We start from the raw sequence: 12,797 nt of genomic DNA, 5'->3' as shown, positions 1-12,797 counted from the left end.
GGAGCCCGTGTGCCCGGTGGTTCCACCCGTAGGTGGAGCCACCGGGCACGGGGCCGGGCCGGGCCCGGCCGCTACGCGTCGATGCGGGACCGGTCCAGGGTCGCCGCCGAGCTGGAGATGAACTCCTTGCGCGGCGCCACGTCGTTGCCCATGAGCAGATCGAACACCTGCTCCGCCGCCTCCAGGTCGGAGAGGTTGATACGGCGCAGGGTCCGGTGGCGCGGGTCCATGGTCGTCTCGGCCAGCTGGTCGGCGTCCATCTCGCCGAGACCCTTGTAGCGCTGGATGGAGTCCTTGTACCGGACGCCCTTGCTCTGGAACTCCATGAGCTTGTCGCGCAGCTCACGGTCCGAGTAGGTGTACACGTACTTGTCCTGGCCCCGCTTGGGCTGGACGAGTTCGATGCGGTGCAGCGGCGGCACCGCGGCGAACACCCGGCCGGCCTCGACCATGGGCCGCATGTAGCGGTGGAAAAGCGTCAGCAGCAACGTGCGGATGTGGGAGCCGTCCACATCGGCGTCGGTCATCATGATGATCTTGCCGTAGCGGGCCGCGTCGATGTCGAAGGTCCGCCCCGAGCCCGCTCCTATGACCTGGATGATCGCGCCGCACTCGGCGTTCTTGAGCATGTCGGTCACGGACGACTTCTGGACGTTGAGGATCTTGCCCCGGATCGGCAGGAGCGCCTGGAACTCGGAGTTACGGGCCAGCTTCGCCGTGCCGAGCGCGGAGTCGCCCTCGACGATGAACAGCTCGCTGCGGTCGACGTCGTCACTGCGGCAGTCGGCGAGCTTCGCGGGCAGCGAGGAGGACTCCAGAGCCGTCTTCCGGCGCTGGGCGTCCTTGTGCTGACGGGCCGCGATGCGCGTACGGGCGGCGGCCACCGCCTTCTCCATGACCACGCGGGCCTGGGCCGCGGCGTCGCGCTTGGTGGAGGTCAGGAACGCCTTGAGCTCCTTGGAGATCACGGTGTTGACGATGCGCCGGGCGGCCGAGGTGCCGAGGACCTCCTTGGTCTGGCCCTCGAACTGGGGCTCGGCGAGGCGGACGGTGACGACGGCGGTCAGGCCCTCCAGGGCGTCGTCCTTGACGATGTCGTCCTCGGCGACGCGCAGCAGCTTCTTGGCCCGCAGCACCTCGTTCATCGTGCTGGCCACGGCCTGTTCGAAGCCCGCCACGTGAGTGCCGCCCTTGGGGGTGGCGATGATGTTCACGAAGGACTTCACGGCGGTGTCGTATCCGGTGCCCCAGCGCATCGCGACGTCGACGTCCAGCTCGCGGGTGACCTGGGTGGGCGTCATCTGCCCGTGCTCGTCCAGGACCGGGACGGTCTCCCTGAACGTGCCCTGCCCGGTGAAGCGGAGGACGTCGCACACGGCCTTGTCGGTGGCCAGGTACTCGCAGAACTCGCTGATACCGCCGTCGAAGCGGAAGGACTCCTCACCCTTGCTGCCGCCCTCGCCCAGGCCGTACTCGTCGCGGACGACGATGGTCAGGCCCGGCACCAGGAACGCGGTCTGGCGGGCGCGCTGATGGAGGTTCTCGAGGGAGAGCTTGGCGTCCTTGAGGAAGATCTGGCGGTCGGCCCAGTACCGCACGCGTGTGCCGGTGCGGGTCCTGGCGATCTTCTTGGCCTTGCGCAGGCCGCCCTTGGCCTCGAACTTGGCGTCGGGCCCGTCCGCGGCGAAGGCGCCCGGCACACCGCGCCGGAAGCTGATCGCGTGCGTGTGGCCGCCGCGGTCCACCTCGACGTCGAGGCGGGCCGAGAGGGCGTTGACGACGGAGGCACCGACGCCGTGCAGACCGCCGGAGGCGGCATAGGAGCCGCCGCCGAACTTGCCGCCGGCGTGCAGCTTGGTCATGACGACCTCGACGCCGGAGAGGCCGGTCTTGGGCTCGACGTCGACGGGGATGCCCCGGCCGTTGTCGCGCACCTCGACCGAGGCGTCGTCGTGGAGGATCACCTCGATGTGGTCGCAGTAGCCTCCTAGGGCTTCGTCGACGGAGTTGTCGATGATCTCCCACAGGCAGTGCATCAGACCCCGACTGTCGGTCGAGCCGATGTACATACCCGGGCGCTTCCGCACGGCCTCGAGGCCCTCGAGGACGAGCAGGTGCCGCGCGGTGTAGTTGGAACCGTCCCGGTCTGCTCCTGCCAGCAGCGCTGTGGACGGCACGGACGTCTCGGCGGTCACGCGGTTCGCTCCTCGCTGAATTTCAGGTGGGGCCCTTCTGGGTAAGGGCGCGGCTTCATTCGCCGCCAAGAGGGTACCGAGGCCTGGTAGAGCCGTTGTAACGCCACCCTCGTACGGAACTCAGCCTAGTCCAGAGTCGTATGGGTGTTCGATCCCTCGTTGGAGTGAAGTACATATCACGTTCCCTTCGAGGCATGAACCATTTAGGCTCCGGGCACGTCCTCATGAACAAACCGGCAATCCAGCCGGGAGGACCGAGCCATGACCGACAGCGCGAAACCGTAAGCACCACAGACACGCAATACGGCACATTCGCCGCCAAACCGGCAGCAGACGGCCACCTCGAAGATTTTTTTCGAGGAAAAGCCACGAGCGGGAACGTTTTGGGGCTGGTTGGATGTTGACCCTGGTACGACAGCTCGTCGAGCTAGAGAAGAGGCGACGTGACTACTGTTCTGACCCCCGCGAGCCCGCTGACGGCCGCTGACCGCTGCGACCGCTGCGGCGCCCAGGCGTACGTGCGCGTGGTCCTGCTCAGCGGCGGAGAACTGCTCTTCTGCGCCCACCACGGCCGCAAGTTCGAGCCGGAACTCAAGAAGATCGCCGCTGAGATACAGGACGAGACGGAGCGGCTGACGACCGTTCCCGCAACCGCCTCCGAAGAAGAGCGCTGATCCCGCGCGTTCACGACGAGCCAGAACCGGCACAGGCTGGTGTGAGGGCGGCGGCCCCTGGAAACAGGGGCCGCCGCCCGTTCTCGTGGTCTCACGGCCCTGCTCCGCGGAGCCCGCGGCCGGGCTGCGAAGGGGATCGAGCCCAGGACGCCGTCAGGGCGCCGTGGCGGTCCCCTGAGGAGCCGCGGCGGCCCCCTGAAGCGTGACGGCTCCCGGAGCGGCCTGGCCCTGGCTCAGGGCCCGGACGATCTCGGAGACCCGTGTGTAGACCCCCGGGCTTCCCGCCCGCCCGCAGCCGCTGCCCCACGACACGAGTCCGATCAGCCGGCCCTGTGCGACCAGCGGCCCGCCGCTGTCCCCCTGACAGGCGTCCCGCCCGCCCCTCGCCTCTCCGGCGCACACCATGCTCCCGGAGAGGTAGGTGCCGTCCGCCGAGCCCGGATACGCCCGCTCACAGAGCGCGTCGGCCAGCACATGGACCCGGGCGGCCCGCAGCCGGTGCGGATAGGCGCCGAATCCCGTGGTGTCGCCCCAGCCGGTGATGACGGCCTCCGTCCCGGGCCGGTACGCCGCGTCGCCCGCCGCGGCCAGGGCGATGGCCGACGTCGCGGGAAGGGGTTCGGCGAGGGTGAGCACGGCGTAGTCGCCGGCGTTGCTGACGCTGTCGTAGGCCGGGTTCACCCAGGTCTCCCGGACGGCGATCTCGCGGCCCTGGTCCGAGTACAGGTCCGTGCGTCCCGCGACGACCTTCAGATCGCGCACCTGGTCCGGCGGCCCCAGGACGTCCTCGGCCATGCAGTGGGCCGCCGTGAGCACCGTGGTGGGACCGACCACCACACCTCCGCAGAACTGTCCCGACCGCGTACGCCCGAACCGGTCACGGCTGGACAGCGCGACCGTCCACGGGCTCTGGGCGGCTTCGACGGGGAAGCCGCCCAGAACGACGTCGGAGGCCGCGGGAGCGGCGGACAGCAGCGGTATGGCCACCGCTGTGGCCGCCAGAGCCAACGGCCGGGCCAATGCCCGGACAAAGCGACGACGCATACACACTCCTCACTCCGATGTGATCGATGAACACCCAGAGTGATTCACTGTGCGACGCGCCGCACCCGCGCGCTCACGCCGAAGGCCCGGCTCCCCGAGAGGGAATCCGGGCCTTCGGCGTCGGGATACGGCCAGAACCTGGTCGTGCGACCCCGGTCTAGTCGAGGTAGTCGCGCAGGACCTGCGAACGCGACGGGTGGCGCAGCTTCGACATGGTCTTGGACTCGATCTGGCGGATGCGCTCGCGCGTGACGCCGTACACCTTGCCGATCTCGTCGAGGGTCTTCGGCTGACCGTCGGTGAGACCGAAGCGCATGGAGACGACGCCCGCCTCGCGCTCGGACAGGGTGTCGAGGACGGAGTGCAGCTGCTCCTGCAGGAGCGTGAAGCTGACCGCGTCGGCGGGCACGACGGCCTCGGAGTCCTCGATGAGGTCACCGAACTCGCTGTCACCGTCCTCGCCCAGCGGGGTGTGCAGCGAGATGGGCTCGCGGCCATACTTCTGGACCTCGATGACCTTCTCCGGGGTCATGTCGAGTTCCTTGGCCAGCTCCTCCGGGGTGGGCTCGCGGCCCAGGTCCTGGAGCATCTGGCGCTGCACGCGCGCGAGCTTGTTGATGACCTCGACCATGTGCACCGGGATACGGATGGTGCGGGCCTGGTCGGCCATGGCGCGGGTGATCGCCTGACGGATCCACCAGGTGGCGTACGTGGAGAACTTGTAGCCCTTGGTGTAGTCGAACTTCTCGACCGCGCGGATCAGACCGAGGTTGCCCTCCTGGATGAGGTCCAGGAAGAGCATGCCGCGGCCGGTGTAGCGCTTGGCCAGGGAGACCACCAGACGGAGGTTGGCCTCCAGGAGGTGGTTCTTGGCGCGGCGGCCGTCCTCGGCGATGATCTCCAGCTCGCGCTTGAGCTTGGGGGCGAGCTTGTCGGCGTTGGCCAGCTTGTCCTCGGCGAACAGACCGGCCTCGATGCGCTTGGCGAGCTCGACCTCCTGCTCGGCGTTGAGCAGGGGGACCTTGCCGATCTGCTTGAGGTAGTCCTTGACCGGGTCGGCGGTGGCACCGGCGGCCGCGACCTGCTGGGCGGGCGCGTCGTCCTCGTCCTCGTCGGACAGCACGAAGCCGGCACTCTCGGTGCCCTCGGGCTCGTCGCCGGCCTTGGGGGCGTCCTCGAGGACCTCGTCCTCGAGCAGCTCGGCGTCGTCCTTCTTCGCGGTGGTCTTCTTCGCCGCCGCCGCGGTCTTCTTGGTGGCGACGGTCTTCTTCGCGGCCGCCTTCTTGGCGGTCGTGGTCTTCTTGGCAGCCGCCTTCTTGGCGGGGGCGGCTTCCTCTGCGGGGTCGTCCACAGCGGGTGCGGCCGGGGCGGCCGGCGTGGTGGCGGTGGCCTTCCTCGTGGTCACCGTCTTCGCCGCGACCGTCTTGGTGGCGGTGCGCTTGGCCGGACTCTTCGCTGCGACGCTCTTTCGGGTGCGCTTGGGCTCCGCGGCACTGACCATCAGCGTCACACCCTCTTCCTCGAGGATCTGGTTGAGGCTGCGCAGTACGTTCTTCCACTGAGTGGCCGGAATCTGGTCAGCTTCGAAGGCCCGACGCACATCGTCGCCGGCGATCTGCCCCTCAGCCTTTCCCCGCTCAATGAGCGCCATGACAGAGACGGACTCGGCGATCTCCGGCGGGAGCGTACGGGATGTGCTGGCCGACACGAACAACCTCTCGGAACGTTGGAAAACGGCTTCCGGCCCCGTCCACGGCGGACGAGAGCCGACCACCGGCCTGGGGTGGGCCGACGGCGCGGGCGGGGGGCCGGGGAGATGCACAGCGCCTTGAACGGCGTCCGTATTCCCTCCGCGGCTGTCACCTCTTAGGTCATCGCGTTGTTTCCACAAGCGTTACGCCCAATCTTCGTGGCCCGAGTCACACCCCGTAAGCGCCTAAAAACGGTCAGACGCGGGCAGAGGTGGTCACTCGTAGTACGTACCCAGGTTGCCCCGATCCACCCCGATCCGTGTCGCGCCGTCGGACCCCGCAGACCCTGTGCGGGGTTCTGCGGGGTCCGACGTGGGGGCGGGCGGCCGGCCGACGACGCAGGAGGAAGGACGTCCCCGGGCCGGGCACCCGCAGTGTGCGGTCAGTGCTCGCGCGGCGCCGGCACGACGCGCTCCACCTCGGGGTGCACGGTGAGCAACTGGCGCATGGCCGCCTCGGCCGCACCGCCGTCGCCCGCGGCCAGGGCGTCGACGATCCTGCCGTGGTGCGCGAGCGAGGCCTCGTTCGGCCGGTCACAGCCCGTGACCGGGCCGCCGGACACATGGAGGGCGGCCGAGACGATCCCGGAGAGGTGCTCCAGCATGCGGTTGCCGGCGATCTGGATGAGCAGCGTGTGGAACTCCGTGTCGGCCCGGGAGTAGGTGAGCGCGTCGCCCTGCCCCATGGCATGCCCCATGATCTCGACCATGTCGCCCAGCCGCTGCTGGATGTCGTCCCGCCCGTGCCCCGCGGCCAGGCGGGCGGCGAGCGGCTCGATCGTCCAGCGCAGCTCGCTCAGCTCGCGCCGCTGGTCGTCGCGCTGCGGGCCGAAGGCCCGCCACTCGATGATGTCCGGGTCGAGGAGGTTCCAGTCGCTGACGGGACGCACCCGCGTGCCGACGTTCGGCCGGGCGCTGACCAGGCCCTTGGCCTCCAGGACGCGAAGCGACTCACGGACGACGGTACGGGAGACCTCGAAGCGCTGGCCGATCTCCTCGGGCACCAGCGGACGGTCGGCTCCCAGGTCACCCGAAACGATCATCTGGCCCAGCTGCTGGACGAGTTGGCCGTGCAGCCCGCGGCCGCGGCTGCCCGCGGCACGTCGGCTCACGCGGCCCAGCTCGGGGTCCGCGCCCTCCCAGACGTGGGCTCCCACGCGGTCGGCGGCGGAGGCCTCGGCGTAGGGGTAGCGGTCGAGTTCGCCCGGGCCGGCCAGACCGGAGTCGGTGGAGCGGGCGGCGGTCATCATGGTGTGCGCAAGGGTACTCACGGATCCTTTGTCGGCGCCGTCTCCAACTCCCTTGAGGTCTTTGGTGAAAAGCACACGAAAGGGTGATCGCTCACCCCGTCGCAATTGACGCCTTATCGGAAAGAAATGGGCTTTATCCGGGGAGTTGTGCACACGCCAGGACAGGAACGGTGCGGAACAGTCGTCATCGAACCCGGCTCCGCACGGTCATCAGCAGATACGCGCACAGCAGGGCGGTCAGCGACAACGCCAGCGCCCCGCCCACGGGTTGGGCGATCACCCGCATCACGGCCACCACGTAGCGCTCTCCCCCGAAGGGCCACTGGACGAGCAGCACCTCGCGCAGCCGCAGCGAGAACCCGGCCGCGGTCCGCACGGACGCGTTCTCCGCGGCCTTTTGTGCGAGCGGCACGACGACGACGGGTACGGCGAGCACCGCCGCGAGTCCGGCCGTGGTCGACCGGAAGACGCCCGCGGCCAGGACGCCGGCCCATGCGCAGCCGACCACGAGCGCGAGCCAACCGGCGCTCAGCGAGGCCCACTCCGCGGGAACCTGCGCGAGCTCCCGTCCGTAGAGGAGATAGAGCACCTCGGCGTCGCAGCCCACGGCGAGGAAGGCCAGCATCAGCGCCGTGAGCCCGGCGACGAGCAGCTTGGCGGTGAGCAGCCCGAGCCGGCGGGGCACCGTGCCACGGTCGGCGGCCAGGGCGGGATGGCGGAACTCGTCACCGAAGGCCAGCGCACCGAGCAGTCCCGCACCGAGCGCCGCGGGCGGCAGCGGCAGTTCCACGGGCCACGCGGCCAGCAGCCGCGCCTGCGAGGTGTGGCCCATGCGCGCCAGGAGTACGGCGATGAGGGCGGAGGAGAGGAGCACGGCGGCGCCGGTGACGAAGCTGGTGCTGATACCTGCGGCGCGGCGGATTTCGTAGCGGAGGGGGCGGAGCGGACTGGGGGCGGAGCGGACGGAGATGGGGGGCGGCAGGGCCGAGTCGAGGTTGCGGACGGCTCCTCCTGCCCCCGGGAAGGCACTGCCGGCCCCCTTGCGCGATCGAGCTTTGTTCGCGGCGAGACGGTCGGGTTCGGCGACCGGGTCGGGAAGCGTCAGCTGCTCGGCCACCACCAGCGGAAGAGGCACGCGCGCGGGCTTGGTCAGGAGCAGGGGGCCCTCGGGGTCTCCGGTGAGCGATCTGCCATCGGGAGCCGGTGCTTCTTCGAATGCCGGTGCTTCTTCGGAACCCGGCGGTGTGTCGGAAGCCGGCACTGTGTCGGGAGTCGGTGTTCCGTCGGAAGCGGGGGTTCCCTCGGCGGTCGGTGTTCCGTGGGGGGTCGGTTCTTCCTCGGCAGTCGGCGCTCCGTAGCGGGTCGGTTCTTCCTCAGCAGTCGGCGCTCCGTAAAGGGGCAGCCCGTCCTTGGCAGTCGGCGCTCCGAGAAGGGGCGGTCCTTCCTCGGCGTCCGAGCTGCCGCTGACGTCGGAGTCTTCCGGGTACGAGGGGCGCGGCGTGGGAACGGCGACCGGGTTCCGCTCCCCGCCCTTCGCCGAGGGGACCGCGTCCGGCCCTCCCCCGGGCCGTACCCGCCCCGGCGTCTCCGTTCCCGCACCCGGACCCATGTCACCGGTCTCGTCGGCGAGTTGGTGGACGAGGATGCCGTGCCGGAACGCCGCTTCGCCCACCTCGGCGCAAGTACTGCCGTACACGCAGAGCCGGTTGCCGTCCTCCTGGACGACCTCGACGGAGCGTCGACCGGTACGCGCCTCCTTCGTGAGCAGGGCGGCCAGGCGGGCGGCGTGCGGGGTGCGGACGGCCACGCGGGGGCGCAGCCGGGTGCGGGCGAAGTCGCTGACGTCCTGGTCGGCGACGACTCTGCCCTTTTCCAGGGTGACGACCCGGTCGGCCGTGCGGGCGGCCTCCTTGGGGTCGGCCGTGGTCATCAGAACGGTTCCGCCGTGGGCCGCGTGCGCGCGCAGCATGCCGTGCAGCCAACGGTCTTCACGGCCGGAGAGGCCCGCGGCCGGTTCGTCGAGCACGAGGGTGTGCGGGTCGGCCAGGAGGGCACAGGCCAGTCCGAGCCGCCGGTCCATGCCGCGGGAGAGGGTGCCGAGGCGTTCGTCCCGCAGGCTGATCAGGCCGACCACCTCCAGGACTTCGTCGGCACGCCGGACAGGTACACCGGCGGCCGCGCACAGCATCCGCAGATGGCCGCGGACGGTGCGGGCCGGGTGTCCCGGCACATCGCCGAGGAGAACGCCGACCTCCCGGGAGGGATGGGCGATGCGGTGCAGGGGGCGGCCTCTGAAGTAGGTGAGACCACGGCCCTGTTGGAGTTCGAGCATGAGTCTCAGCGCCGTGCTCTTGCCCGCGCCGGGGGCTCCGAGCAGCGCGGTGACACGGCCCGCGCACGCCTCGAAGGACACGTCGTCGACGGCGGGCGGAAGTTCCTTGCGGGAGTCGCTGGTCAGTCCGAAGGCCTGGATCACCCGTAGCAAGATAGCGTGCTATGTCCGGTTTTTCGGGCACAGCACGGCCGAAGCGGCGTACCCGATCGCCACATCCGGCTCGCCGTCATCTCTCCTCGGAAACAACTCGTGGCGCGGAACAGGCCGTTGCCACGGTGTCGCCTCACACTTCGGGGCGCAGCATCGGCGGGTTGAGCAGCGTCGCGCCGCCGGCCCGGAAGAGCTGGGCCGGGCGGCCGCCCTGACGTGTGGTGGTGCCGCCGGTGGGGACGAGGAAGCCCGGGGTGCCCGTCACCTTGCGATGGAAGTTGCGCGGGTCGAGGGCCACACCCCACACCGCCTCGTAGACCCGGCGCAACTCGCCGACCGTGAACTCGGTGGGGCAGAACGCGGTCGCCAGAGACGAGTACTCGATCTTGGACCGGGCGCGTTCCACCCCGTCCGCGAGGATCTGGGCGTGGTCGAAGGCGAGAGGGGCGAGGGGTTCGCCGTCCCGGCCGTAGCCCCCCTGCTGCAGCAGTTCCTCGACCGGCGCCCAGCGCGCGTTGCTGGCGTCGCCGCCGGCGCGCGGGGCGGGCAGGTCCGGGGCGAGCGCGAGGTGGGCGACGCTGACGACGCGCATCCTCGGGTCCCGGTCGGGGTCGCCGTAGGTGGCGAGCTGTTCCAGGTGGGCGCCGTTGTCCTGGGCCGGGGCGGAGGGGTCGTGGGCGCGCAGCCCGGTCTCCTCGGCCAGTTCCCGCGCCGCCGCCTGGTTGAGGTCCTCGTCGGCCCGCACGAAGCCGCCCGGGAGCGCCCACCGCCCCTGGAACGGCGACTCGCCCCGACGTACCGCCAACGCGCACAGGGCATGGCGGCGCACGGTCAGCACGACCAGGTCCACTGTCACGGCGAAGGGCGGAAAGGCTGACGGGTCGTAGGGCATGCGGCGATCATAGTCGTCTTCCTGACGATAAACACACCCTTCGCCGGACGCATCGAGAACTGATCCACTTCGGTCGGGCACGAGGGTCACCGGCCGGCGCCGGCTCCCCGCCGGTTCCACGTCATACCAGGTCACACTCCCAATTGCAGTCCGTCAGCCGCTTCCTCGACCATGGCGAGGCCGAGCCGGCTGACCCGGACCGAGAAGGGGTCGCCGGCGACCCTCAGCCCGGTCACGCCGATCTCGCCCAGAGGTGCGCCGCGCAGGGGGCGCAGGGTGATCGTCCCGGCCGGTGCGTCGGGCCGGATGCCGGCCGGAGTGGTCAGCAGCAGGACTCCGGCGGCTGCCGACGTGGCGGCCGGGCGGCAGGCGGCCGGGTGGGGCAGAGGGGCGCCCCCTTCGGTGCGCTGCCCTCCTGCGTACATCTCGGGAAGGCGGTGTCCGAAGGCCTCGGCGGCGGCCAGTGCCCCGCGCAGCAATGCTCCGGCCTCCTTCTCGTAGCCCGCGGTGGCCAGGCCCGCCACGGCGATCGCCGTCTCGTGGACCCGTACGGCGCCGCTGCGATGGCCGAACGGGTTGTAGCCCGGCTCCTTCGTGCTCATGGCCCGCAGTCCCCAGCCGGAGTCCATGGCGGGACTGCCGAGCAGCCGGGCCAGGCTCTCGGTCTGCACCTTGTCGAGCAGCCCGGGTGCCGCCGCACCCCCTCCGAGCAGACCGGTGTCCAGGAGGTGGACGGCCGAGGCGCCGAAGTGGGGCACGGGCCGCCCTTCCGGCGTGAGGGCGGCCGGCGGCCGGCCGCCGCCTCGGTCGTCGAGCCAGAAGTCCCGCCGGAAGACGGCCCGAAGTCGCCGGGCCCACTCCCGCAGCCAGGCGGCATCGGGGCTCGCTCTGCCGCAGGCGTCGAGCAGGTCGGCACCGAGCAGTGCCGCCCGATGGGCGTGGGCCTGGGTCTCGCAGCGGACGGGCCCGCCGGGCTGGGGGTCGCGCAGATACGTCCCCTCCCCCACGGCGGCCCGCAGCCAGCTCAGGCAGCGTTCGGCGGTCGGCAGCAGTTCCTCCGTGTCCTGCTCGGGCAGCCCCCAGCGGCGGGCCTCCGCGAGGAGCACCGGGAAGAGCAGGGTGGCCTCCGTGCCGGTGCACCCGGGCGGCAGGTGGGCGCCCGCGTCCCGCCGGGGGCCGGGGATCATGCCGTGTCGCGGGCCCTCGTGCGAGATCTGGGTGCGGGCGAGCGTGCGCAGCGTGCCTGCAGCGAGCCGGGTGCCGAGGGGCAGGGTCATACGGGCGGCGGCGAGCGCCTCGGCCGGGGCCAGGCCGCAGCGCCATGGCGCCCCGGCCGCCAGATAGGTGTCCGCGGGGTGGGAGGGGTCGCGCACCAGCAGGGCCTGGAGATCCCCGACACTCGTGGCCATGAGCGCGGGCACCCGTGGGTCGTCACCCGTCGCGCGGGCGGCGGCCAACGGGCTTGTGGCCGCACGGCCGACGGGCCGGGCCGGGCCGGCGCCTTCCAGACGGACCTTCAGTTCCACACAGACGCTGCCACCGGGAGGCAGGTCGAAGTCCCAGCGCAGCAGTCCGGCGGAGGCGATGGCGTCGGCGGGCGGTGGGTCGGCGGTGACAGATGAGGTTCCTGTGGCACAGGTCCAGCGCAGCCCGGAATCGCCGACACTGGCGGGCAGTTCGGGACCCACGGCGCCGGACGCGATCGCCGCGATGTCGGACAGGTCAGCGCCGAGGGCCACCTCGACCGGGAGGCGCAGGGGCCGCGCGGCAAAGCTGCGCAGCACGATCCGCTCCGCGCCGTCCGCGCAGCGGGTCCGCTCGACGACGACGTCCGGGTCCGGACCGCCGTGCGGCGTGACGCGCAGGGCGGCGGTGAAGCGAGCCTGGTCGGACGCGGTCATCCGCGCCTGCACCGCGAGCGGTTCCCGTCCGGCCACCCTCACCTGGCAGCGCGAGAGGATGCGGCGGCCCGCCCGGTAGAAGCCCTCCAGTCCTTGTCCGGTCAGCTGTCCCTGTTCGGTGGAGATGGCGAGGCACGGGAGGGCGACACAGATCATCGCGGTGTGGGCAGGCGGCAGATCGCCGGAGGACCGGGGTGCCGGCGGCATGGCGGGTGCCGTGCCGCCGGACGGGCGCGGAGACGGGCGGCGCGGTGCGCCGAGGGGCGGGAAGGACGGCCCGCCGCGAGTGCCCTGGTGCGCGGACGTGCCCGCGGCGCCCTGCGAACCGGCGGGAGGCGAGGCGCTCAGGACGTCCACCAGGAGCTCCGTTCCCGGAGGCAGCGGTCCGTCCGGGAGCGGTCCGCCCGGTGACGCTCCAGGGAGCGGCACCGGGGGGCCGAGGCCGCGGTCGTCGGAGGCTGAGGGTGGAGTCGGCTGATGCATGCGGTGACTTCTTCTGCTCGCTGTGCGCCTCGGACGGGGTCGAGGGCCGATGACGGGCTCCCGCGAAGCGGGGGCGCTGCGGCGGTACGCCCCGTGCGGACATCCGCCACTCAGGTGAACGGG

General features: G+C 71.3%; 8 protein-coding genes. 1 reads left to right on the top strand and 7 read right to left on the bottom strand.

Annotation, left to right across the window (positions count from 1 at the left end; genetic code table 11):
• Positions 1–71: 71 nt before the first annotated feature.
• Entirely contained in the window at positions 72–2,195 is a 2,124-nt protein-coding gene (locus tag ACFY2L_RS34355; RefSeq protein WP_390661891.1) for a type IIA DNA topoisomerase subunit B, read from the bottom strand.
• 443 nt (positions 2,196–2,638) lie between these two features.
• Here ACFY2L_RS34355 and ACFY2L_RS34350 point away from each other — a divergent pair, with 443 nt between their 5' ends.
• Positions 2,639–2,869 (top strand): hypothetical protein, encoded by a 231-nt coding sequence (locus ACFY2L_RS34350; RefSeq protein WP_242764899.1) that lies wholly within the window; start codon positions 2,639–2,641, stop codon positions 2,867–2,869.
• Positions 2,870–3,022: 153 nt separating this feature from the next.
• Here the strand turns inward: ACFY2L_RS34350 and ACFY2L_RS34345 are convergent, their stop codons facing one another.
• From ACFY2L_RS34345 to ACFY2L_RS34320, 6 genes are all read right to left on the bottom strand, one after another.
• The gene (locus ACFY2L_RS34345; RefSeq protein WP_390661892.1) at positions 3,023–3,913 is read right to left on the bottom strand and encodes a serine protease; all 891 of its coding nucleotides are present in this window, start codon (positions 3,911–3,913) and stop codon (positions 3,023–3,025) included.
• A gap of 157 nt (positions 3,914–4,070) precedes the next feature.
• The gene (locus tag ACFY2L_RS34340; protein WP_390661893.1) at positions 4,071–5,621 is read right to left on the bottom strand and encodes an RNA polymerase sigma factor; all 1,551 of its coding nucleotides are present in this window, start codon (positions 5,619–5,621) and stop codon (positions 4,071–4,073) included.
• A 425-nt stretch (positions 5,622–6,046) separates the two neighbouring features.
• On the bottom strand, positions 6,047–6,934 hold the full coding sequence (locus ACFY2L_RS34335; RefSeq protein ID WP_390661894.1) for a FadR/GntR family transcriptional regulator: 888 nt from the start codon (positions 6,932–6,934) through the stop codon (positions 6,047–6,049).
• 163 nt (positions 6,935–7,097) lie between these two features.
• Entirely contained in the window at positions 7,098–9,389 is a 2,292-nt protein-coding gene (locus tag ACFY2L_RS34330) for an ATP-binding cassette domain-containing protein (protein WP_390824295.1), read from the bottom strand.
• Positions 9,390–9,531: 142 nt separating this feature from the next.
• Positions 9,532–10,290, bottom strand: coding sequence for an NUDIX domain-containing protein (locus ACFY2L_RS34325; RefSeq protein ID WP_390661896.1), 759 nt, complete (start codon positions 10,288–10,290; stop codon positions 9,532–9,534).
• Between the two features lie 131 nt (positions 10,291–10,421).
• A complete protein-coding gene (locus ACFY2L_RS34320; protein WP_390824334.1) occupies positions 10,422–12,347 on the bottom strand; it encodes a glycogen debranching N-terminal domain-containing protein in 1,926 nt (641 codons plus the stop codon).
• Between the last annotated feature and the right edge of the window lie 450 nt (positions 12,348–12,797).

It is taken from the genome of Streptomyces sp. NPDC001381, from assembly GCF_042895685.1.
GTDB lineage: Bacteria > Actinomycetota > Actinomycetes > Streptomycetales > Streptomycetaceae > Streptomyces.
Note: the sequence above shows the minus strand (reverse complement) of the source record. Positions and strands in the feature narration are given on the sequence as shown.

Excerpts from the sequence above, each read along its gene's own strand:
- ACFY2L_RS34345 (WP_390661892.1), bottom strand. The coding sequence starts at position 3,913 with ATGCGTCGTCGCTTTGTCCGGGCATTGGCCCGGCCGTTGGCTCTGGCG.
- ACFY2L_RS34320 (WP_390824334.1), bottom strand. The coding sequence starts at position 12,347 with ATGATCTGTGTCGCCCTCCCGTGCCTCGCCATCTCCACCGAACAGGGA.
- ACFY2L_RS34325 (WP_390661896.1), bottom strand. The coding sequence starts at position 10,290 with ATGCCCTACGACCCGTCAGCCTTTCCGCCCTTCGCCGTGACAGTGGAC.